Here is a 22293-nt window from a genome sequence, read left to right as displayed (position 1 = left end):
CACCTTCGCTCGACAGCAGGTCGACTTCTCATGCAAGGTAGCCATGCACGAGAATACAGCAGAGAAAACAGACTTAACTCACTCATCCGCAACCACTAGCCGCGCTCACTTTCAACGGCATTTCCGCCACGCTTGCCCTTCGTTACAACCCGCTGTCAGTGCGGAAACGCGCCTAACACTCTCACCCACTGCAAGATATGCCAGACAGTCCGCTGCCCACCCCCTCGCCCCCGGGGGGCTCTGGAGAGTTGTTCCCTTGGGAGCCGATGGGACTGCTCCCTCGTGGGACTTCGGGACCGCTCCACAGCGAAATTACGGGACTGCTCCACAGTGAGACCACGGGACTGCTCACCGGTGAGACTATGGGACTACTCCCCAATAAGACCGCGGGGCTGCCCGCCGGTGCGACTGGAGGACTGCTCCTCCCGCGCACCGGGGAAGCCGGGGGGGGCAACGCTTTCTGCAGAAGTCGCCAACCGGGAATCGCGATGGACTCCGCTCGATGCGCGACTTGCCGTGCACAAAGGACCTGGTGTCCCAGAGCCCTAATCAGGATTGAGTCTCCTCTGTCCTTGACGGAGGTCAGAAATAAGTGAGGTGTCCTTCTTTTCGCCCAGGTTTCCTGCCAGGCTTCCTCCCAGGCTCCGTTTCCAGCCACGACGCCGCCGCGATTCGAGATTTGACAAGGACCTAACCGGAGTTACCATACTCACCTGATGAACCTGGGATTCGTCAAATTATCGATGGAGACTCGAAGTATAGGAAGTGTCCCGCTCTTGCCTTTTCCTCTCTTCCTCCCTCTCTCTCTTCCAGAGTTGACAAGACTGAAGCTACCTTACAGGATGCTCTGAGTGGAACGGCCTCGCTGCACTTGGCTGCTGCTCCTGCTTGTGCTCGTGCTCGCGCCGTTCGCGGCGACTGTACAGGCGCAGGTGCCGGTTATCGTACGGTTGAGCAACACTGTTGGCGACACGATCGACCGGACCGAGCGCGATAGCTTCGACCTCTTCCCGAACACCACCGGGTTTCAGCAAGCCGTGTTCATTTCGTGGCCGGGCAGCGGAGTCCTTGCCCGGGTCACTACCGCGCATGGCGAAACAACCCAGCAGGTCTTCTACCGCGTCGCGCCGGGCGACTTGCAACGTATCCGGTTCATCATCAACAACCGCGAATACGTTACCAGCCAGCAGCAGTCCGACTCGACCTCGGCCCAGGTCCTTTCCTCTTTCTGGCAGGCAATTGAGGAGCGCCCGCTTGCCAGCACGGAAGGCACGCCGACCCAAATGCAGGCCTTGCCAAAGCCGCACCCGCGGACAGTCACCGGCGAGCACCGACTTGACTATGGTCTGCACGGCGCAACCTGCGGCTCGATCGTGGGAGGCTGCATCGGAGCGTACACCGGCTATCCTCTCGTGCAACCCGGCCACTATGAGGTGACTGAGTGCGGCCGGGTCTACATTCCGCCGGTCTACGGTGTCGATGTGCCTGTGCTACTGGCGACCTCAATCGGCGCCACGGTGGCCGGCGCGGCGGTTGGGTATGCGCTGGGCGCCGTCGAGGACCGTAAACCCATGCCGCCCCTCGCCGCAGTCGAAAGTACGTGGAATCGAAATAGCCTCGTCGCGGCAAGTGTTATTCCGGCTATCGCAACGGGACTCCTATTCGGCGCGGTGGCGGATGCCACTCTGTTCGGCCGTGAGTTCTCGTCGCACGACCTCAAGAACGACCCGCACGGCCTCTCGGTCATACCGGCAGTACTGGCGGGCGCGTGCATATCGGTGGATATTGTCGCGCTCTGTTACCAAGTGGGCCTTTCTCTCGACCGGAGCAAAGCTGAACAGGCGGAGCAAAGGAACCGGTCGCCGGAGCGCTAGGAGGACGCACGGCAGGGAGACGTCGCGCGTGGGAAAACAGGGGAAAACGGGAACACTCCCAATTCCTGGTCCGACGCGTGTCAGGTAGCGCACAGCCGGGAGAACCGGGGACACAATAATGAATAGGCTCGGACGCGCGTCAAAGGAGTGCAGCTTCGTCACAGCCACAAGCCACGAGCTTCAGACCGTCAGCTCTCCCCCGCTGATTTGACATACGGGCCGGCTCTACCTACAATCCTCGCGGCGGCTTTTCAGCCCCATCCGCGATTAGCGGACATGGAGTTAAGCGATGTACCCCGGAAACCAGAGGAGGAAATGGCAGTGGAAAAGGTATGCAAGACAACTGATGTTCCGAAGACTGAGATGAGAGGATTCACCGTGAAGGGTAGGCAGGTCCTCGTGGCCAATGTCGATGGCACTTTCTATGCGGTTGAGGCGCTGTGCCCGCATATGAGCGGCTATCTGCCAAGCGGCAAGCTGGAGAAGAGCGAGGTCGTATGTCCTGTGCATCGCGCGAGGTACGATGTGACCACGGGCAGGCTCGTCAAGAATGTGGATACGCTGGTGAAGATGGCGACCGGCCACGGCGGCAAGGATCTTCGAACATATGGCGTGAAGGTTGAGTCCGACGACATCCTGATCGACATGTAGCTTGCCCATGGTAACTTCTGGGGATAGCTGGGCATTTACCAATTCCTGATACGAGGCGCGTCAACGGAGTGTGGCTGCGTCGCACCTTAAGCACAAGCCGCAAGCCAAGGAATTTCTGATTTTGGATTGACGATTGTAGATTGACAGAGAACACTGGCCGCCCGCTGCTGTTGGCCGGTCCCCACTCGCGAGCCCCTGATCCCCAGCCCCCAATCCCTGGTCGCTCTTCCTGATTGACATCCGCGCCCGCCAGTCCTAGAATCCGGCCGTGACCGAGTCAGGCGAATCCCGTTCGACTTTGGCCGAGGCGAGATTGGCGATGCGAGCCCCGAGTTTGAGGACGAGTAGTTCATGAGCCAGGAACTCTGGACCTCGGTCGACGGCTATGTCAATGGCATGGTCGTTCGCCAGGATGAGGTGCTGGCCGAGGCCCTCGCCGCGAGCGACGCCGCCGGGCTGCCCCGGATAAGCGTTTCACCCAGCCAGGGGAAGCTGCTGCATCTGCTTGCCCGCGCAATTGGAGCACGGAACATCCTGGAGATCGGGACTCTCGGCGGTTACAGCGCCATCTGGCTGGCGCGGGCACTGCCCGAGGGAGGCAGGCTTGTGACCGTCGAAGTTGACCCGAAGCACGCGGCCGTGGCCGGGAAGAGCATTGCGCGGGCCGGGCTGACTTCGCTCGTAGACCTGCGCGTCGGCCGCGCGCTCGACGTGCTGCCGCAAATCGCCGCCGAAGGACGCGGTCCATTCGACCTTGTCTTCATCGATGCGGACAAGACGGGCAATCCCGACTATTTCGCGTGGGCGCTCAGGCTGACGCGGCCGGGCAGTGTCATCATCGTGGATAACGTAGTTCGTAAGGGGGCCGTGATAGACGGCGAGAGCACTGACCCGAACGTGCAGGGTGTGCGCCGGCTGAATGAACTCATCGCCAGGGAACCGCGCGTGAGCGCGACTACCATCCAGACCGTCGGTGCGAAGGGTTACGATGGCTTCACGCTCGCGCTCGTCGTCGCCTAGCTGCGTTCGGCAAGAGGGTGACACTTCCCAATTCCTAATCCGGAGTGCGTCAAGGGAGTACGGCTTCGTCGCAGCCCAAGCACCAGCTCAAGCCGCAAGCCGCCAGCCGTTGCACGTAGGCCAATCCCTAGTCCCCAGCCCCCAATCCCTGGTCCCTCTCCCTGATTGACATGCCCGCCCGCGTGTGAACCGACAGGTTACCCGTGCCGGTCTAAGGAGCGTCCTGTAACCAAAGGAGCGTGTCTTATGAACGTCACCGATGCGTTGAATTCGCGTGCCAGCATCCGAGCATTCAAACCTGACCCGATTGCCCGTGAGACCATCCGTGCAATCATGGAGGCGGCGACGCGCGCGCCGTCGTGGGCAAACACGCAGCCCTGGGAGATTTATATCGCGGCCGGCGAGCCGCTGGAACGTCTGCGTCGGGGATTCCTGGACCGCTTCCACGAAGGCAAGCCACGAGCCTTGGACATGCCCGCGCCAGCGCAGTGGCCCGAGGCCTCCAAGCAGCGGATGGAAGCCTTGATGGCGGGGCGAACCCGGCTGGCCGCGCCGGGGACTGCGGGTAAGTACCCCAGGCAGGTGATGGCCGAATGGAACTACCGTTTCTTTGGAGCTCCGGTAGTAGTGTACCTGTGTATGGAGCGGGGGCTTTCGACATGGTCGCTCTTTGACATCGGCTTGCTGGCCCAGAGCATCATGCTCGCGGCGCAGGAGCACGGCGTCGACTCAATCCCGGCGGTCATGCTCGCGTCCTACCCTGACCTGATCCGGACCGAGCTTGGCATTCCTCAAGATCAGCTGGTGCTGTTCGGCATCGCCCTGGGCCACCGTGACCCACAGGCACCGCAGAATCAGCTTCGTACGACCCGCCGCCCGCTGGAAGATGTCGTGCGGATGAAAGGACTGTGACCCTCGCTGCCCGCAGGCCTGCCGTGCTGCTCTGACTCCCGGGGTTCGAGGGCGGGGCTCAGCCCACAAAACGCAGCCCGTTCGCCTGCATCTGGATGAGCTTACCGTTGGCAGACGACGGCTGACGGCGCCTACTGCACCGGTATCACGCAGATGAAGCGGAACGGCTTGTCGCCGGTGTTCTCGAAGCCGTGCTCCTCGCCGGCGGGAATGTACGCGAAGTCGCCGTAGGCAACCGGCTTCACTCCGCCCGGGTTGAGCACGTTGCCCTCGCCTTCGATGACGAACGTCTCGTGTTCGTAGTCGTGGCGGTGAAGCGGTATCTTCTCCCCTTTGCGCTTGATTTCGATGACCCGCATGGCGAAGTTCGGAGCACCGTCCTTCGCGGCAATCAGCCAGCGGATTGTAGCCTGCATGTCCGGCATCGATGGCTTGTCTTCCTTGACCTCGGTGAAATGTCCTGTCATCATGAGCCATTCTAACACGAGTAAGGCCTGGGAGGAAGAACCACAGACCAGCACGGATGGACACGGATTTCCCTTCTGCCCGGATGTCGCTGCCCGGGACGGTCAACGTGAAACGTCGCACGAAACGCAGCTGCAACATCCGAGTGAGTCGGCTCGTCCTATCTGGCGAACTGCAGAGGAGTATCATGACCAGAAACGTCTCGTTGTTGTTCGTCGCTGTGCTCGTGCTGGCCGTCGCCGGTTGCTACCTTCCGAGCCCGAAGCCGGGAAAGGCCGTAACCTTGCAGCAGAAGGTCGGGCTCGGCAGCGCCGAAACGGCCAGCGCTTCCATCACGATCGGAGTCGGCAAGCTGAAGATCGAGGGCGGCGCCGATAGCCTGCTCGATGCCCGCTTTGAGTACAACATCCCTGATTGGAAGCCGGTGCTGTCGTACAAGGTCGAGGACTGCGAGGGCCAATTGACCGTTGAGCAGCCGTCGCGGGTCGTCGGCGCAACCTGGCCCGGCAATGTGCGATACGACTGGAACCTTAGGCTCAATCGCACCATCCCAATGAACCTGGAAATCAACCTGGGCGTGGGCAAGAGTGATGTAGACCTTAACGGCGTCAACGTGCACCACTTGGATCTCGTTGCCGGGGTAGGCGAGGGTTCGGTCGACCTTTCCGGACCGCGAACGTCGGACCTCGATGCTACCATCAAGGCCGGGGTCGGCAAGCTGACGCTCATCCTGCCCACCGACGTCGGGGTTCGGGTCACAGCCCAGGCCGGTCTGGGCCACGTGGACGCGAGCGGACTCAAGGCAGATGGCGACGCCTGGGTCAACGACGTCTGGGGCAAGACCAAAACCTCGCTACGCATCGAAGTCGAGGGCGGCATCGGCGCGGTCGAGCTTCGACTTGCCGGGCCAACCGCCGGAGGCATCTGACCAAGGGACTGGGGACCGGGGACCGAGACCGGACCCAGAGCCTGAATCCAAGCCCTGCCCCCCGACCCCCAGCCACTGCGCGCCTGTTGACAGAAGCCGAAAGCCCGGGATAATGGCCCGTGGCCGACCCATTGCAGATTTGCGATTCCAGATTGATGATTCCCGAATCCGGGCATTTGTCAGTCGCAAGCCGGCGTTGGCCCTTGTCGGATAGCACGGCCCTGCTCTAGCCCGACAACCTCTCCCCTATGCTCACACCTTCATTCGATTTCAAACGCAGGTTGGAACCGATGCGCCTTCGAGCAGCGGAGTTGGAAACGCAGCTCGGCGACCCCAAGGTAACCTCCAACATTCCGCTGCTGCGGAGCCTGACCCGCGAGTACCGGGCGGGCAAGGCGGCGCTTGAGCAACTGGGTGAATACGAACGGCTGGAAAAGGAGCTGCAGGATGCCACGTCGATGTCCCGCGAAGCTGACGACGCCGAGATGCGTGAGTTGGCGGAGATAGAGCTTGCCGACCTGGGCCAGCGCATGGAGAAGCTGGCCGCCGCGCTCGAGGCGGTGCTGCGTCCGCGCTCGCCCGACTGGGACAAGGGCTGCATCGTGGAAATCCGGGCCGCTGCCGGCGGCGAGGAAGCCGCATTGTTCGCGGGTGACCTGTTCCGGATGTACTCGCACTATGCCGAGAACCACAACCTGAAGATCGAGGTGCTGGATTCACGGCCGAGCGAACTGAAAGGATTCAAGGAAATAACGTTCACCGTCGAGGGGGACGAACCGTTCCGCTACTTCCGCTTCGAGAGCGGAGTCCATCGGGTCCAGCGCGTGCCCGAGACCGAGGCATCCGGCCGGATTCACACATCCACGGTCACTGTCGCGGTGCTGCCCGAGGCCGAGGAAGTCGAACTCAACATCAACCCCGAAGACCTGCGCGTGGACGTGTACCGCGCCGGCGGCCACGGCGGTCAGGGCGTCAACAAGACCGAGTCGGCCGTACGTATCACTCATATTCCTACCGGTCTGGTCGCTCAGTGCCAGGATGAACGGTCGCAGCAGCGGAACAAGGCAAAGGCGATGAAAGTCCTCGCCGCGCGCCTGCTCGAGGCCAGGCGGCTTCAGGACGAATCGAAGACCACCGCTGCCCGGCGCAAGCAGATCGGCGCGGGCGACCGCAGCGAGAAGATCCGTACCTACAACTTCCCGCAGAACCGCTTGACCGACCATCGCGTCGGAGTCTCTGTGCACAACCTCGACTCGGTCATCGAGGGCAACCTCGACGCTTTGTTCGCGGCACTGGAAGAGGCCGAAGCCGCAATCGAGTGAGCGGGTCGAGACAGAAACCGCCAAGTCCGCCAAGAACGCCAAGCCTCGGAATCCCAGCACAAAGACGCAAAGACGCGTAACGGGTCGAAGCGAGAAGCTGGAAGCAAGATGCCCAAGACAGAACCTCCGGCCCCGAAGCTACTGACTGAAGCGTCTGCCCTGATTTCGCGGTCGGAGGCGGAGTTTCTGCTGACGCACCTGCTCAATGTGTCGCGTCATGAGTTGTACCTCGGCCCGGCGATTGCAGCACGGACGGCGTCACGGTTCCGCCGGCTGGTAGCGCGCACGAAGGCCGGAGAGCCGGTGCAGTACCTTACTCGATCTGCCCCATTCCTCGGTTTCGATGTCTATGTTGACCATCGGGTTCTGATACCGCGGCCGGAAACAGAGGAACTGGTCGTGCGTGCACTGTCTCGCATCCGATCCGGCTGTAAGCTGCAAGCTGTCAGCCGTAAGCTTCTCGCTTTGGACTTCGGTGCCGGGTCGGGATGTATCGCCATTGCGCTGGCCCGCGCTGTCCCTGAGATGACGATTATGGCAGTTGATTCCTCGAAGGCAGCTCTGGCTGTCGCTACGCGGAATGTATCAAGGTACGGTCTTGCTACACGGATTCGGCTGCTGCGCGCAAGAAGCTTCACGGAACGATCCCTGGCGCGTCTGTGTGGCAGACTCGACCTGCTCGTATCCAACCCTCCATACGTGCCGACGCCGCGGCTGGCGCGACTCGAGGCGAATGTCCGCCGGGAGCCGCGGCTGGCACTTGATGGAGGGCAAAAAGGGGATAATATTGTCGCGATGCTGCTCAAACATGGTCCGGTCTTGCTCAAACCCGGGGGATTGCTGGCCATCGAGATTGACGCAACTCATGAAGCAGTCGTACGCGCACTGGCTCCGACCGCGGAAGTCGAGCGCGACGACGCCGGCAGAATCCGCTACGCTTTCCTCACAAAGTGAAGGCTAAACACGTGCCCCGCCGCCACAAGCGCATAGTGTTCATGGTCAACCGCAGCAAGCCGCTCGCGACCAAGCTGGTACCGGAGCTGGTACGCTGGCTTCGGTTGGCAGGGCATGAACCGGTGCTGTACGGAGGCACCGCAAAGAACGGGAAGATTGTAGACGGAGCCGACCTCGTGGTTGCATGCGGCGGCGACGGTACCCTGCTGCGGGCGGCGCGACTGGTCGGCGGCCGGGATGTCGCGATCATGGGCGTGAACCTCGGCGCTCTGGGTTTCCTCACCGAGTTCTCGACCCGGGAGGCGCAGACCGGCATCGAGGAGTTCTGCCGCGGCGAGCACGTCGAGGAACGCCGCATGGTGCTTGCATGCAGCTATGGCCGCAGGACCGGCTTTGCGCTGAACGATATCGCCGTGAACATGGGCTCGGCGAACCGCGCCATCGAACTCGTGGCGAGTTCGGGCGGCGTGCTGGTCACGCAGTTTGTGGGCGACGGCGTGGTCGTGGCCACACCGACCGGTTCCACTGCCTATTCGCTGGCAGCCGGCGGCCCGGTTGTGTATCCGACGATAGAGGCTATTCTGCTTACTCCGCTCTCCCCGCACGCGCTCGCATCGCGGCCGATGGTACTTCCGGCCGACGCCAGGCTCGAGTTCGCGCTTAGCAAGCGGTCCGAATCGGCCGTGCTCAATCTGGACGGACAGGAGCGCTGGAACATCAAGCCCGGCCGCCCGCTCCGTATCCGGCGCGCCGGTTTCACCATTCGCCTCGTAGTCCCCAAAGGCAAGACCTACTTCCAGATTCTGCGCGACAAGCTGAAGTGGACCGGCAGCCACCTTTAGGCAAGGGTGAAGAAAAGAGAGAGAAGATAGAAACGCGAACGACGAGTCCATGAGGGGTAGACCCGAAGTCAGAACCGGCCATTTCTCTCCTTTCGGGCTTCAATCGGGCTTCGAGTTTCATCTTTCGAGTTTGGCCTCTGCTCATGCTTTCTGAGATCAGAATCAAGAACTACGCCCTGATTGACGACCTGACCGTCGAGTTCAGTCCCGGCCTGAACGTGCTTTCGGGTGAGACCGGAGCGGGCAAGTCCATCATCCTCGGCGCGCTCACCTTGTTGCTCGGCGACAAACCGGATGCCGACATGATCCGCACCGGCGCCGACACCGCACAGGTCGAGGGCCGATTCGAGGTAGACAAGAGGCTGGCCGGCGAATGCTCGGAATTGGGAATACCGCCGGCCGAGGAGGGTCTGCCCTTGCTCATGCTGCGCCGGCGCACCGAACGAAACGGCCGCGGCGCGGCCTACGCGAACGACTCAGGCATCACGGTCGCCGCCTTGCAGAAGCTCGGCGACCGCCTCGTTGACCTGCACGGACAGCACCAGCACCAGTTGCTGCTGAAGCCGGAGGTCCACCTCGACATCCTGGATGAGTACGCGGGGCTCAATCCCGAGCGCTCCGACTTTGGCGAGCGGTTCCGCGCCTTCGAAGAGAAGTCGGCCGAGCTCGCGCGCCTCGAAAAGGAACTCGCCGAGCGCACGGCCCGACGCGACCTGACCGAGTTCCAGTTCAAAGAGCTGAGCGGCGCGCAGGTGAAGCCCGGCGAACGCGAGGAACTGAGCCGCGAGCGGGACCTGCTGCAAACGGCGGAACGGAGATTCACCCTTGCGCGGCAACTCGAAGAGCTGCTCTCGGAACAGGAAGGCTCCATCATCGGTATGCTTGGCGTCGCCGGCAAGACGCTGGGGGAACTCGCCGACCTCGACCCCAAACTGGCTGAGCGCCGAGCGCTGCTGGAGGATGCCAAAGCCGGTGCCGACGACCTGTGGCGCGAACTGGTCCGCTACCGCGAGTCCATCGAGTTCTCGCCGGAGCGGATGGACGAGGTCAACACACGCCTCTTCCTGATTGAGAGGCTGGAGCGTAAGTACGGACTGCACGCCGACGAGCTTGCATCCCTGGAAGCACGGCTCAAGACCGAACTCGACTCAATCGCAGGCGGAGACTCGCACCGGGAAGAGTTGACGGCGGAACTGACCGCCATCGAACAGGACCTGATGGCTCGCGCCGGATCGCTGTCCCGCAAACGCAAGAAGGCCAAGTCCGAGCTCGAACAACGGCTGAGCAGCGAGTTCGAGGCCCTGGGACTCGGCAAGGCGCAGCTCACAGTCAACATGAGTCAGAAGTCAGAAGAGAAAAGAGAAACGGGAGCGCCTGGAAATCCGGATTCCAGCCTTCACCCTTCTGACCTCACTCATCGACATCCCGTCGGCCTGACCCCGACCGGAGTCGACTCAGTCGAGTTCCTCTTTTCGGCCAACCCAGGCGAGGAGTTGCGCCCGCTGCGCAAGGTCGCCTCAGGCGGCGAGCTTTCGCGTGTCATGCTCGCATTGAAGAGCGTACTGTCCCAGGCGGACCCTGTGCCGACACTCGTGTTCGACGAGATCGACGTCGGCATCGGCGGCAAGGTCGCGGAGTCCGTGGGCAGGCGCCTTGCCCGGTTGGCGAAGACCCACCAGGTTATCTGCATCACGCATCTCCCTCAGATCGCCAAGTATGCGGAACGTCACCTGCTCGTCGCCAAGTCGGTGCGCGGCAACCGGACCACCTCGTCCATCCGCGCGCTGGATGCCGACGCAAGGGTCGAAGAGCTCGCCCGCATGACCAGCGGCACGACGGTTACCAAGGCCGGCCTCGCCCACGCTCGCGAGATGCTCGAATCTGCTGGCTCACGACGTGACTGACCACTCATCCGCACCGTCCGAACAGGGGAAGAACGGCCACACGACCGCCTCCCGGATCGTTACCGTCCCCAACATACTCAGTGTGTCGCGCATTGTGCTGCTGCCCGTTGTCTTGCTCCTGCTCTTCAAGCGCCAGAACGCTGCCGCGGTGGCGATCATGACCGTCTCCTGGTGTACCGACGCGCTCGACGGCTACCTGGCCCGCAAGCTCAAGCAAGTGTCGAACCTCGGCCGGGTGCTGGACCACCTGGTCGACAAAGTCTGGGTGGGCTCGGTGCTGGTGACGCTGATGTTCCTCCGCAACCTCCCGTTCTTCCTTGCCGCCGCGGTCATCCTGCGTGACCTGCTGATACTGGCCGGCAGCGGCGTCATCATGAGGTACAAGGGTTCGTTTGTCTCCTCCGACGTCGTCGGCAAGATCACCGGATGCACCTTCGCCCTGATGATCGTCTTCTACACCCTTGAGGTGCCGGCGCTGATGAAGTACAAGTCAGCGGTGGACTCGGTCGTCACCGTGCTGGTTGTCGTTTCGTTCCTGAACTACGTCACCCTCTTCCTGCGCCGGATGGGACGCTTCCGCCTCCCCGGCGAGGAATCACAGTAACCGCCCGGGCTCAAGCCCGGGCGGGGATTCCGATACGAAGTCGAGTCTACTTGGCGCGGCCGCGGACCTGTTTCAGCGCGCGCTGGAAGCAGCCGAACACTTTTGTCATCTCGGCCTTGGTCACCGGCCCCATGTGCCCGATTCTGACGATCTTGCCGCGCAGATCGGCCTGGCCGTTCGCGAGCAGTATCTTGTTGCGCTTCTTACAGATATCGACGACCTTCACGCCGTCCACGCGCTCGGGCATTCTGATGACAGTGAGCGCGTTTGAAGGCCGCGTGGGAAAGATCCCCAGGCCCATTTCCGCAACCTTGGCCCGCAGCATGTCGCCGATCTGGCGGTGCGCATTCCAGTACTTCGGCATGCCCAGTTTGTTCAGACGTTTGAGGCTGAGATCAAGGGCATAGACAATCGAGATGGCCGGGGTCCATGACGTCTGGCCTTTCGCAGCGTAACGCCGGGCAATGCGCAGGTCGAAGTAGTAGCGCGGGGCCTTTGCCCGATCGACCCGCTCGCCGGCGCGCTGGCTCAGAGCGATGAAGGAAACCCCGGGCGGTACTGCCAGACCCTTCTGGCTCCCGCCGACCACTACATCGATGTGCCAGTCGTCCATCCGCAGTTCGTCGGCGCCGAGCCCGGCGACCGCGTCGACCACGAGTATGCGGTTCAGCCGATGGCAGATGTCGCCGAACGCCTTGACGTCATGCAGCGCGCCGGTCGAGGTCTCGGTCAGGGTCGTAAAGACGCACCGGGCCGAGTCGTTGGCCACCAATCTCCGCTCCAGCTCCTCGGGCGGAATCGATTCGCCGTAGGGCCGGTTCAACTCGTCCACGAACGCACCGAACCTCAGACACATCTCGCGCCACCGTTCGCCGAACCGCCCCGCCGTCGCGACCAGCACCTTGTCGTCAGGGCTGACCAGGTTCGAGACGGCGGCTTCCATCGCCCCGGTGCCGGACGCGGTCAACACGTGGACCTCGCCGTTCGTGAGCATGATCTTCTGCAGTCCCTTGCGTACCGACTCCAGTATGGCGGAGAACGATGCCTCGCGGTGATACACCAGGCCGCTCGAGAGTTCCTTCAGGTATTCGAGCGGTACGTCCACCGGCCCGGGCGTGTAGAGTTTGTAGCTGGGCTTAACCATGAATCATGACCTCCTAAATGATAAGCTCGAAGTTCGAAATCCGAATGACGAATGAACGCGGCAAACTCGAAACCCGAATCGGCCACTTTCCTTCATTCGGGATTCAATCGGACTTCCAGTTTTGTCATACGAGCTTGACCTCTGTTTCATCTTTCGCCTTTGCGACCCTTGGGCTTTGGACTTCGGGTCGACTCCGACATCCGCCGGATCGCACAGAACTCACCGCACATCGTGCACGCGCCGTCCGTGCGCGAGCGACCGGCGTAGAATACCGCCTCGGCGCGCCGCGGGTCAACGCAGCCGGCAATCATCGCTTTCCAATCAAGCGCGGCCCTTGCCCGCGACACCCTGAGGTCCCACTCCATCGCTCCGGGATGATGTCGCGCCACGTCCGCGGCATGGGCTGCAATCCTCGACGCTGTTACCCCCTGCCGCACGTCCTCGATTCCGGGCAGGCCCAAGTGCTCGGACGGCGTGACGTAGCACAAATAGTCAGCACCATGCCAGGCCGCCAGCGCGCCGCCGATGGCACCGGTGATGTGGTCGTAGCCGCAGCCCACGTCGGTCACCAGCGGCCCGAGCAGGTAGAAAGGCGCTTCGTCGCATATCGCCTTTTCCAGCTTCACATTTGCCTCGATCTGGTCGAGCGGCACGTGACCGGGCCCCTCGACCATCGCCTGCACGCCGGCCGCGCGGGCCCGCTGCACCAATTCGCCGATAGTCATAAGCTCCGTCACCTGGGCCGCGTCGGTAGCGTCGGCCAGGGCCCCGGGCCGCAGCCCGTCCCCGATGGAAAGCACGGCTCGATGGTCCCGCGCCATTGCCAGCAATTCATCGAAGTACTCGTAGAGCGGGTTCTCTTTCCGGTTGCGCCGCATCCACTCGATGGTCATCGACCCGCCCCGGCTGACGACCCCGCAGACACGCCCGGCCTCGTTCAGGATATCGACGTTCCTGCGGTTGATGCCGCAATGGACGGTGATGAAGTCGACGCCGTCGTTCAGGTGTCGCTCGACGCCGGCGAGTATTTCCCGACCGGTGGCCTCGATAAACGACTTGCCCTTGCGGCGGGCGTCGAGTGCGGTCTGATACACCGGCACAGTGCCGACCGGGATCGGCGACTCGGCGATCACCGCCGCGCGCACCTCATCGACGTCCCCCCCGACCGACAAGTCCATGACCGTGTCCGCGCCCGCTTCGACCGCCGCCTGCAGCTTGGCGAGTTCGCTGGCGAGGTCGCTCGTATCCGGTGACGTGCCGATGTTGGCGTTCACCTTGACGGTCATGCCCTTGCCCAAGGCAAGCGGCTCGATTTCCCTGTGCCTGGAACGAAGGACCACGACCTTGCCCTCGGTGAAATGCTTCTCGATCAACGCGGGGCTCACGCGCTCCCGTTCCGCCACCTTGGCCAGCCAGTCCGGTCGCCTGCCAGTCCGACTCATCTTGAATGCCCCGCCGTCGGAACCGGCACCAGTTCCTCCAGTGCGACCGACTGCTCGGACCCGTCACCGTAGCGGACGGTGACCCGCCGCTTGATTGCATCGTGCCCCGTGACGACGCCGGACCCGCGCCCGGTCTCCACGGTGCTTCCGTTGGACGGCATTTCCTTCAACCACTGCTGGTAGCTCTGATCCTCGAAGGCAAGGCAGCAAAGCAGCTTGCCGCACAGGCCGGAGATCTTGGAAGGCTCGACGAACAGGTTCTGCTGCCGTGCCATCCGCAGCGCAATCGGTTTCAACTCGCGCACGAAACTTCGGCAGCACAGGTCCCGGCCGCATGGCCCCAGTCCGCCGAGCAGCCGGGCGTGGTCGCGAACGCCGATCTGCTTTATGGACACCCGTGAGTCCAGCGCGGTTGAAACCGCCTTGTGCAGCGCCCGGAAGTCGAAACGTTCCTCGGACGCGAAGAAGAAACTGATCTTCTTCCGGTCGAGCCGCCAGTGAGCGCCCACGACCCGCATCCCGAGCCCGTGCTCCTGCTTAAGCCGGCAGAAAATCGCGAGCGCCTTGCCGGCCTCGCCGTCGAGCTCCTGTCGCCGCCTCAGGTCATCAGCGTTGGCCATGCGCATTATGACGCTTCGGCTCTCGTCCGAGTCCTCGTACGAAATGACCCGACCGACGTCCTCACCGTCCTCATCCTGGACGACTACCGTGTCCCCCGGACGGACGACCAGACCGGCCGGCACTTCGCACAACTCTGACTTGAATGGATGAACTTCTACCAAAACCACTGCCATGTCAGATTCCTGGCGCCTTCGATTTCAGCTCCGGTGCCGGTGCCGCCGTGGTGCGACCGGCCATAGGCCGTACGGCTCTCGGCCCCGGGCCACTCATCGTCGACGACTCACTTGCTCTCATCGGTATTGTACTGGTCTATCTCGTCCGCGGTCAAATAGGATTCGTATCCCGTCTTCGGCTCACCTTTGGCATTGGTCCAGGCTAACCGGTAATTCCCGTCATCGCGGAGGTCAATGAATATGAAGTAGTAGCCGGTGCCGTCGTAGTGCCAGTACTCACGCGGGCGCGTCTCGGCCTCCATCACTTTCTGGTCGACCTTATCCGGCTCACCGTACTTGACGTAAACCCGTCCCCGGTCGGTGCTGTGCCCCGCCATCTTCGGCCGCTGGTACCGTCCGTCCGCTGTCACTATGCGCCGGGTGAGTTCCGACAGGTCGCGCACGCTCCAGAATTTCGCGAGGTATGCCCGCTTGCCGTCATCCGACAGACGCTTGTAATACGCGACCTGGAGGGGCGTAGCCAGATACTGGAGCGAATCGTAGTACTGCTGTTCGAGCGGACTCAGACTGTCAGGCGAAAAACTGGCCGCGGTCGGCTCCGCAGCCGGCGAACCGAGCACGAAGCCTTCGCTCCCGGTCACGGACTGTCTGGTGGCCACGTCGGTCAATTGCAGCCCGAACGTGTAGGCTCCCGGCTCGACGCCGGCCACGCTCACGCCGAGCGCGTACGCCACATTGGCGCCGTGCTTGGGCTTGGTCAAAGGCTGGGTCCTGACCACGGTGTCAGGCTTGCCGCCACGGTTGCGGATGATCGCCGCCTTGACCAGATAGGTATTGCTGTCGGGACTGAAGTTGTACCCCTCATAGTAGACGTAGAGTGCCTCGAGTCCGGTGTCCGGGAACCTTCGCGTGGGGTTAGGCAAGACCGAGATTGCTCCGGTGGCACTGTCGTTCAGAGCGGTAGAACCCACCTCGAGTGAACTCAGGCCGAGCCCGCCGGTGAAACCCCTGAGCACAATCGTGTCCTCGCGCGCCCCCTCAGTCCGTCCGGCCGAACTCGTCTCGGCGACGGCGATCTTGAACAGGTACTTTCCCGGCGGAGTGGTAACGCTGAATCCGTCCGCGAAACTCCGCCGAGCCGACATCGCCTCCTGGAAGCTCTTGATCCGAGCCTGCTTGAAAACAGTGCCGGACTGGTGGAAGCTGTTGTCCAGACCCTTCAGATCCAGGCCCACGCTGAACTGCGCGACGAGACCACTGTCGGTCTGCGTGTACAGCAGCTGGTCGTAGGGTATCGCGTAAAAGAAATCGACCCGGCTGGAATCCCCGCCGGCCCGGAATGCCGACCAGTCGGCGCCGAAATCGACCGCCCCGGTCAGAGCGAGCAGCAACGCGAAACAAGCACTCATCTTCTTCCCCCGATCACCGAACGCCGGCCGCCGGTCGGAACTCCAAAACCTCTGCCGCCTCTCGCCATTCTTAGAGTTCCTCGCGGTTCACCAGTACGAACTCGCCCGCACCGTACTTGTCGACGAACTCGAACTGCTTGCTCGCCTGGTAGTAGTACCAGACCTCCTGCGCCGGGGAGTCAATCTCGAATGGCCGCGAGTCAATCTGGTCCGGCGGACCATAAAGGACGTATACATGGCCGCGGTCGCTCAGATATCCCCGGTCACCGTGCACGAAGTGCTCTTGCGCGTACTGAATCCGCTCGAAGTAATCCTCTTCAGTCAGGCCCAGTTTGCTGGTCGGCGACGGCCCTCGCTTCTTCCAGAAGTCGCTCCATGCCTGCCTGCGTTCTCCGCGCGGGACCGAACGAAGGTGCTTGGACTCCGCATCAGTCGCCACATAGACAAGCTGGTTGACCTTGTCCACGTAGACCGAATCATCAAGATAGAATGGCACGTCGACTCGGAACCCGGTGGTCGCGCTCAACGGCTGACCCGCACCCAGGCTCGCGACTTCGAGTGTGTAGTCCCCGCCACCCAGTCGCGCCACGCTGGTCGAGTCACCAATCGGGAACTCAAACCGCGCCGACACCTTGGTCCGTCCGCCCTCGTCGCCCGTCCTTGCCGGAAGCGTCGCGCCGGTCACCGCACGGCCTTCATGTTTGACCACAAACCTGCAACTGTCGAACCGGCTCTGCGAGTTCACCGCCTCGGCAACGGCCACCAGCGTGTCGCCGATTCCGTACTTTCTAACCGATGCCGGCTTGCCCGCCCGGAAGAACCTGACAATCAGGCCGCCGGTCGGTCGTTCAATCCTGAACGTGGCCAATGCCGACCGCTCGCTTTCCAGGTCGTTGACGCCGACCCGTGCGTCTATCGCAGACTTGGGAATCGTGAGGCTGACTGCGCCGGCTTCGACCGACTCTTGATCCACTGTCGGCCCATACTCCTTGAATCTGGCTGCGCTTTGCCAGATGTCGCCGGCCACTATGTCCCGCCGCTTGTCCGATACTTGGACGGATACCTGATATCTGGCAACGAATGCGCTCTCCTGCCGGAGAAAAGTCAGGGAAGTATTCGGAATCTCGTAAGATATCTCAAGCATCGTCGTCGAGTCGTCAGTCGGGTAGACAGACTGCTCCAGCCTCACCTTCAATTCCCCTTCAACCGGGAGAGCGAGCGCGAGCAGGAGCGGGATGAACCACATCGGCGTTAAGTGTAGGCGTACGCTTCAGAAAGTCAAGCGACCGAACCTGCGCTGAATCAGAGATTGAGTGCGGGGAAAACTCGAAATCCGAAACTCGAATGACGATTGAGTACGGGCAAAGTCCGAAACCCGAATTGGCCATTCTTCTTTGTTCGGGATTCAATCGGACTTCGAGCTTCGTCACTCGGACTTCGACTCAACATAGACCCGACGTTCGGGCCTGGACAACCGCGATCCCTTTCGGGGAACGCTTGATCATCAACGGGTGATTGACATTGGCGTGACTGCGGATAATCTGACCCAGGAGTATCAACGCGATGAACAACACAGACTACGCGCCGGTCAGAGCCCCGCGGGGCACGTCCCTCAACTGCAAGGGCTGGCACCAGGAAGCCGCCCTGCGAATGCTGATGAACAATCTCGACCCTGAGGTCGCCGAGAAGCCGGAGCAGCTCATCGTGTACGGCGGCACCGGCAGGGCCGCCCGCAACTGGGACTGCTTCCACGCTATCGTCCGTTCACTCAAGGCACTGGAGAACGACGAGACTCTGCTGGTCCAATCCGGCAAGCCGGTAGCGGTCTTCCGCACCTGGCCTCATGCCCCGCGCGTGCTGATTGCCAACTCCAATCTTGTTCCGCACTGGGCCACGAAGCCATACTTCGACGAACTGGAAGCAGCGGGACTCATCATGTACGGCCAGATGACGGCAGGGTCCTGGATATACATCGGTACACAGGGCATCCTGCAGGGCACGCACGAGACATTCGTAGCGGCAGGCCGCAAGCACTTCGGCACGTCTGACCTCGCCGGCCGCCTGGTCGTATCCGGCGGGCTCGGCGGCATGAGCGGAGCGCAGCCGCTGGCCGCCACCATGGCCAACGCCACCTACCTCGGAGCCGAGGTGGACCCGTCGCGTGTTGCTCGGCGACTGGCCAGCAAGAAGCCCCGCTATCTCGACCAGAACACCGCCGACCTCGACAAGGCGATTGACCGCGCCCTTGACGCCCGGACCCGCAAACAGGCATTGAGCATCGCCTGGACCGGCAACATCGTTGACCTCCTCTCCCGTCTGGTCGAGCGCAAGGTGGTCCCTGACCTGCTCACCGACCAGACCTCGGCCCACGACGAACTGAACGGCTACGTGCCCAACGGCATGCCGTTCGAGAAGGCTGTAGAGTTGCGCAAGACAGACGCGGCCTCATACAAACAGGCATCCTACCGCACCATGGCCGACCATGTCCGCTTGATGCTCCAGCTCCAGTCAATGGGAGCAGTCACCTTCGACTACGGCAACAACCTGCGCGGCAAAGCGGTCGAAGGCGGCTTCCTCCCCGAATCCGAAATCCGCGCCTCCTCCACTGGACCCCTTGACCCCTTGACCCCTAGAACCCTATCCGCGTGGAAATACCCCGGCTTCGTCCCGGCCTACATCCGTCCGCTGTTCTGCGAAGGCAAAGGTCCGTTCCGCTGGGCAGCGCTCTCCGGCGACCCCAGGGACATCGCGGAAACCGACCGGATTGTCTGCGACCTCTTCCCGGACAATGCGGCACTGGTAAACTGGATAAGAAGGGCCGGCGCCGAGATACCATTCCAGGGCCTGCCCAGTCGTATCTGCTGGCTCGGGTATGGCGAACGCGACAGGGCGGGACTCGCCTTCAACCTGGCTGTTCGCGAGGGCCGAATCAGCGCGCCGATAGTCATCGGTCGCGACCACCTCGACACCGGTTCGGTCGCGTCACCGAACCGCGAAACCGAGGCGATGAAGGACGGCTCTGACGCAATTGCCGACTGGCCACTGCTCAATGCGATGCTGAACGTAGCCTCGGGTGCGTCCTGGGTCTCCATCCACCACGGCGGCGGCGTTGGCATCGGCTACTCAATCCACGCCGGTCAGGTCATCGTCTGCGACGGCACGCCGGAAATGGACGAAAGACTCAAGCGCGTGCTCCTGAACGACCCCGGCACCGGCGTCGCCCGCCACGCCGACGCCGGCTACGAAGACGCGCAGGCCGTCGCCCGCGCCAAAGGCGTGCACCTGCCGATGCTCAAGGACTGAACGGTTCCCGATGTCGACTCCGGCCGGCAGCAGTCCGCATTCTGCATTCTGGATTCTGACTTCTGCATTCTGCACTTTCGTTGTCCTCAGCTGCTCCCAGGTCCGGCTGCTGTCACCGGCCGACGCCCTGTCCGACGATGACAAGCTGAACTACCTCGTCCTCGCGGCGCTGGCGCCCGGCGCGGCGCAGCACTATGCGTCGGCAGGCAGTCCGCAAGACAGGGCGAACTACCTCGACTGGTTCTGGCGCAATCCGCCTCCCTTGCCTGGCTCTCCTCCTACTTCCGTCCTCACTCTTCATTCCTCCATCCTCCTTTCACCTTCTGCCTTCTACCGTCAGCGCGCGATCGAGGCCCGTATGTACTTCGGGACGACCGACCTGCTGAACGACGACCGCGTCCTGACGTACATCCGGTACGGCCCTGCCCACCGCGAACAATACGAACCCAGGGCCGCTCAGACTGAGACGACCCGGACATTCGTCAACCCGGCGGAAATCTGGTCCTACGATTCCCTCGGCCGTCAGTTCGACTTCGTGCGGACCGGCACGGCGTTCAAGGAAGTCGGCGAAAGCCGCTACGGTCCCCGAACGGTGATGCCGGCCCTCGAAGCGGTAGACATCGAGCGGAACGCCCCATCGTTCAGGGACGACGCCAAACCGCTCGGCCTTGAGCTTTCACTCGGCCGGCTCGCACAGAACGCGGACACGGTTGAAGTCGAACTCGCGTTCGGCATTCCCGTGCGTACAATCGCGACTGCTTTCCCGTCCGACACCCAGCCCCTCATCAACATGGCAATCGACATCACCCCGCAGTCCAAGGGGACGCGCGTGCACAAATCCTACTGGGTAACCTGTAGGACTCCGCTGGACACGGCCGCAGTCGACTTTGCAGTGGGCCGCGAGGTCTTCAGGCTGCCCGCGGACGTCTATACAGTGACCGTCACAGCCGTCGCAAACGAAAGCCGGACAGCGTCGCGACGCACTCAGAACCTGAACCTGATTGAGTATGCGCGCCGGGATCAGCCCGCCTCCGACGTCCTGTTCTACTCGCTGGTTGATTCCACTACTCAGAGCCCGCAATTCAGTCGCCTCTACTGGTCGCGTGCGGTTCCGCTCGTCGTACCGCGCGTACGCAGCGGCCAGTCATTCTACGTCCTCTATGAGATATACCACCTCGACCAGGACTCGGCCGGAAACCACAGCGCCGAGGTTAACTACGAACTGGTCCAGCGGGAAACGCGCGAGAAGGCGGTGCTGCCGGTGTCACGACGCTTCGTGAACGGAATCGGCCCAACCGGCGTCGCGGTCGAACGGGTCCACACCATGGACCTCAAACCCGGCCCATACCTGCTCACCAGTCGCGTGCGAGACATAGCCAATACGAACAGCCCGTCCGACCATGCCTCAGTGACGGCGGAGTTCGACATCCTGCCGCGCCGCTGAGGCTCAGTTAGCAGTTAAGAGTCAGTAAGTTAGCAGTCCCAACTCCTGACTGCTACCTGCTAACTCCTAACCAACAAGGCCTTCACCAACGCAAGGCCATACCCTACTCCCGTCACCACCCACGTCCGCCACTCAACCAGTGCACGGCTCAGGAGAAACGACTCGCTTTCCGCTTCCCGCCTACCGCTGACCACTATCTGGAATTCTGCATTCTGGTTTCTGACTTCTGGATTCTGAACTATCCTGTCTGCCAGATACCTCTCCTCTGCCCCGACTATCAGCGAGTACTCCACCAAGAACCCAGCGAGCACAACCGCTCCCATCCACACCGCCGGCCGCAGCGCGAGAAGCATTCCTGCCACCAACATGAAGTTCCCGATGTACAACGGATGCCTGAGGATTCGATAGGGTCCGGCCACGATCCTTCTGCGCGGCGTTCCTCCATCCTCCCTCCTCACTCCTCTCTCCTCCGTCTGTCCGCCAATCTCCCTCACCCGTCCCTCGATTCCGATGTAGCCTGACGCCCAGAACCGAGTCGCAAGACCAACGAGGACCACAGGGAGCCCGAGCAGGCAGGACTTCGTCGTCGGCCTTGCCAGCCAGAACACGACGCCGAACGCGACGAATCCGATGACGCCACGCCAACGGAACAGAAACCTACCGAACACGGCTCAATCTAGCCGGTTTCAGCCCAAGCTGCAAGCTCAAGCACAAGTAGGGCCAAGAGAAACCGCCAAGAGCGCCAAGGTCCTGGACTGCTGCGGTCAGACGTCTTGCAGCTCCACCCGCAATTCTGAATTCTAGTTTCTGGTTTCTGACTTCTGATTTGTCGGGTGCCTGCTACTCTCTCCCTCGATCCGTTTCCTCTTCCACTTCTGCATTCTGGTCTCTGGTTTCTGACTTCTGGCTTATCCGGTGCCCGCCACTCGATCTCTCGATCCCTCAATCCCTTGATCCCTTCCTTCCGTCTCATACATAGATACGCTTGAGAAAGCCGAAATGTGCAAGGGACTTTCGCAGAATCGCTGATTGACCACCCGAGGGCCGGTCTGGGGGATGCTCTGCCCATACCTTTGGCAGTACCTTTCCCAAAGCCTTTGGCAGAGCCTCGGGCAATGCCTCCGGTACAGCCTCTGCCATTGCCTCTGGCAGAGTCTTTGGTCGAGCCTTCCCCGATGGCTTTGGCAGTGCCTCTGGTAATGGCTTTCCCCCGGTCTCTGGTATTGCCTCTGGCAATGCCTATGGTAATTCCTTTGGCAGAACCTCTAGCAAAGTCTCTCC

19 protein-coding genes are annotated in these 22293 nt (G+C 62.1%); 12 read left to right on the top strand and 7 right to left on the bottom strand.

Annotated features, from left to right (window positions below; genetic code table 11):
* Positions 1-851: 851 nt before the first annotated feature.
* The 4 genes from VMH22_11375 (at position 852) to VMH22_11360 (ending at position 4457) form a co-directional block, all read left to right on the top strand.
* Positions 852-1874, top strand: a complete 1023-nt coding sequence (locus tag VMH22_11375) for a hypothetical protein (GenBank protein ID HTW92298.1) — start codon at positions 852-854, stop codon at positions 1872-1874.
* A 276-nt stretch (positions 1875-2150) separates the two neighbouring features.
* A complete protein-coding gene (locus VMH22_11370; protein ID HTW92297.1) occupies positions 2151-2525 on the top strand; it encodes a Rieske (2Fe-2S) protein in 375 nt (124 codons plus the stop codon).
* Between the two features lie 351 nt (positions 2526-2876).
* Positions 2877-3545 (top strand): O-methyltransferase, encoded by a 669-nt coding sequence (locus VMH22_11365; protein ID HTW92296.1) that lies wholly within the window; start codon positions 2877-2879, stop codon positions 3543-3545.
* A 246-nt stretch (positions 3546-3791) separates the two neighbouring features.
* Positions 3792-4457 (top strand): nitroreductase, encoded by a 666-nt coding sequence (locus tag VMH22_11360; protein ID HTW92295.1) that lies wholly within the window; start codon positions 3792-3794, stop codon positions 4455-4457.
* Positions 4458-4588: 131 nt separating this feature from the next.
* On the opposite strand, the gene VMH22_11355 is transcribed toward VMH22_11360, so the two are convergent.
* Entirely contained in the window at positions 4589-4927 is a 339-nt protein-coding gene (locus VMH22_11355; GenBank protein HTW92294.1) for a cupin domain-containing protein, read from the bottom strand.
* Positions 4928-5109: 182 nt separating this feature from the next.
* On the opposite strand from VMH22_11355, the gene VMH22_11350 reads away from it, so the two are divergent.
* The 6 genes from VMH22_11350 to VMH22_11325 all read left to right on the top strand — a co-directional run bounded on the left by VMH22_11350 (position 5110) and on the right by VMH22_11325 (position 11476).
* Entirely contained in the window at positions 5110-5850 is a 741-nt protein-coding gene (locus tag VMH22_11350) for a toast rack family protein (protein HTW92293.1), read from the top strand.
* A 248-nt stretch (positions 5851-6098) separates the two neighbouring features.
* The gene (gene prfA, locus VMH22_11345) at positions 6099-7172 is read left to right on the top strand and encodes a peptide chain release factor 1 (GenBank protein HTW92292.1); all 1074 of its coding nucleotides are present in this window, start codon (positions 6099-6101) and stop codon (positions 7170-7172) included.
* 108 nt (positions 7173-7280) lie between these two features.
* The gene (prmC, locus tag VMH22_11340; GenBank protein HTW92291.1) at positions 7281-8126 is read left to right on the top strand and encodes a peptide chain release factor N(5)-glutamine methyltransferase; all 846 of its coding nucleotides are present in this window, start codon (positions 7281-7283) and stop codon (positions 8124-8126) included.
* Positions 8123-8968: an NAD(+)/NADH kinase gene (locus VMH22_11335; protein HTW92290.1), complete on the top strand. Its 846-nt coding sequence runs from the start codon at positions 8123-8125 to the stop codon at positions 8966-8968. The genes prmC and VMH22_11335 overlap by 4 nt, the downstream gene beginning before the upstream one ends.
* Positions 8969-9111: 143 nt before the next feature.
* Complete coding sequence (recN, locus tag VMH22_11330; protein HTW92289.1) at positions 9112-10872, top strand: DNA repair protein RecN; 1761 nt, start codon at positions 9112-9114, stop codon at positions 10870-10872.
* Entirely contained in the window at positions 10865-11476 is a 612-nt protein-coding gene (locus VMH22_11325) for a CDP-alcohol phosphatidyltransferase family protein (protein HTW92288.1), read from the top strand. The genes recN and VMH22_11325 overlap by 8 nt, the downstream gene beginning before the upstream one ends.
* 46 nt (positions 11477-11522) lie before the next feature.
* Here VMH22_11325 and VMH22_11320 read toward each other — a convergent pair whose 3' ends face one another.
* The 5 genes from VMH22_11320 to VMH22_11300 form a co-directional block, all read right to left on the bottom strand.
* Positions 11523-12620 (bottom strand): alanine--glyoxylate aminotransferase family protein, encoded by a 1098-nt coding sequence (locus VMH22_11320; GenBank protein HTW92287.1) that lies wholly within the window; start codon positions 12618-12620, stop codon positions 11523-11525.
* 146 nt (positions 12621-12766) lie between these two features.
* Positions 12767-14062: a phosphomethylpyrimidine synthase ThiC gene (gene thiC, locus VMH22_11315; GenBank protein HTW92286.1), complete on the bottom strand. Its 1296-nt coding sequence runs from the start codon at positions 14060-14062 to the stop codon at positions 12767-12769.
* Entirely contained in the window at positions 14059-14856 is a 798-nt protein-coding gene (gene ricT, locus VMH22_11310; GenBank protein HTW92285.1) for a regulatory iron-sulfur-containing complex subunit RicT, read from the bottom strand. Before ricT ends, thiC begins: the two co-directional genes overlap by 4 nt.
* Before the next feature lie 107 nt (positions 14857-14963).
* Entirely contained in the window at positions 14964-16265 is a 1302-nt protein-coding gene (locus VMH22_11305) for a GWxTD domain-containing protein (protein HTW92284.1), read from the bottom strand.
* A gap of 70 nt (positions 16266-16335) precedes the next feature.
* Positions 16336-17511 (bottom strand): GWxTD domain-containing protein, encoded by a 1176-nt coding sequence (locus VMH22_11300; protein HTW92283.1) that lies wholly within the window; start codon positions 17509-17511, stop codon positions 16336-16338.
* Positions 17512-17828: 317 nt separating this feature from the next.
* Between VMH22_11300 and hutU the strand changes: the two genes are divergently transcribed.
* Positions 17829-19568: a urocanate hydratase gene (gene hutU, locus VMH22_11295; protein ID HTW92282.1), complete on the top strand. Its 1740-nt coding sequence runs from the start codon at positions 17829-17831 to the stop codon at positions 19566-19568.
* Positions 19569-19578: 10 nt separating this feature from the next.
* Positions 19579-21012, top strand: a complete 1434-nt coding sequence (locus VMH22_11290; protein HTW92281.1) for a hypothetical protein — start codon at positions 19579-19581, stop codon at positions 21010-21012.
* Positions 21013-21071: 59 nt separating this feature from the next.
* Here VMH22_11290 and VMH22_11285 read toward each other — a convergent pair whose 3' ends face one another.
* Positions 21072-21680: a methyltransferase gene (locus VMH22_11285; GenBank protein ID HTW92280.1), complete on the bottom strand. Its 609-nt coding sequence runs from the start codon at positions 21678-21680 to the stop codon at positions 21072-21074.
* Positions 21681-22293 lie beyond the last annotated feature (613 nt).

The sequence above is a fragment of the bacterium genome (assembly GCA_035505375.1).
Lineage (GTDB): Bacteria > Hydrothermota > Tepidihabitantia > Tepidihabitantales > Tepidihabitantaceae > UBA2258.
Note: the sequence above shows the minus strand (reverse complement) of the source record. Positions and strands in the feature narration are given on the sequence as shown.

Bases quoted from the DNA above. Each gene is read 5' to 3' on its own strand.
- recN (HTW92289.1), top strand. From the start codon at position 9,112: ATGCTTTCTGAGATCAGAATCAAGAACTACGCCCTGATTGACGACCTG.
- VMH22_11290 (HTW92281.1), top strand. From the start codon at position 19,579: ATGTCGACTCCGGCCGGCAGCAGTCCGCATTCTGCATTCTGGATTCTG.
- VMH22_11350 (HTW92293.1), top strand. From the start codon at position 5,110: ATGACCAGAAACGTCTCGTTGTTGTTCGTCGCTGTGCTCGTGCTGGCC.
- thiC (HTW92286.1), bottom strand. From the start codon at position 14,062: ATGAGTCGGACTGGCAGGCGACCGGACTGGCTGGCCAAGGTGGCGGAA.
- VMH22_11305 (HTW92284.1), bottom strand. From the start codon at position 16,265: ATGAGTGCTTGTTTCGCGTTGCTGCTCGCTCTGACCGGGGCGGTCGAT.
- prmC (HTW92291.1), top strand. From the start codon at position 7,281: ATGCCCAAGACAGAACCTCCGGCCCCGAAGCTACTGACTGAAGCGTCT.
- prfA (HTW92292.1), top strand. From the start codon at position 6,099: ATGCTCACACCTTCATTCGATTTCAAACGCAGGTTGGAACCGATGCGC.
- VMH22_11300 (HTW92283.1), bottom strand. From the start codon at position 17,511: ATGTGGTTCATCCCGCTCCTGCTCGCGCTCGCTCTCCCGGTTGAAGGG.
- VMH22_11320 (HTW92287.1), bottom strand. From the start codon at position 12,620: ATGGTTAAGCCCAGCTACAAACTCTACACGCCCGGGCCGGTGGACGTA.
- VMH22_11370 (HTW92297.1), top strand. From the start codon at position 2,151: ATGGAGTTAAGCGATGTACCCCGGAAACCAGAGGAGGAAATGGCAGTG.
- ricT (HTW92285.1), bottom strand. From the start codon at position 14,856: ATGGCAGTGGTTTTGGTAGAAGTTCATCCATTCAAGTCAGAGTTGTGC.
- VMH22_11355 (HTW92294.1), bottom strand. From the start codon at position 4,927: ATGATGACAGGACATTTCACCGAGGTCAAGGAAGACAAGCCATCGATG.
- VMH22_11365 (HTW92296.1), top strand. From the start codon at position 2,877: ATGAGCCAGGAACTCTGGACCTCGGTCGACGGCTATGTCAATGGCATG.
- VMH22_11360 (HTW92295.1), top strand. From the start codon at position 3,792: ATGAACGTCACCGATGCGTTGAATTCGCGTGCCAGCATCCGAGCATTC.
- hutU (HTW92282.1), top strand. From the start codon at position 17,829: ATGAACAACACAGACTACGCGCCGGTCAGAGCCCCGCGGGGCACGTCC.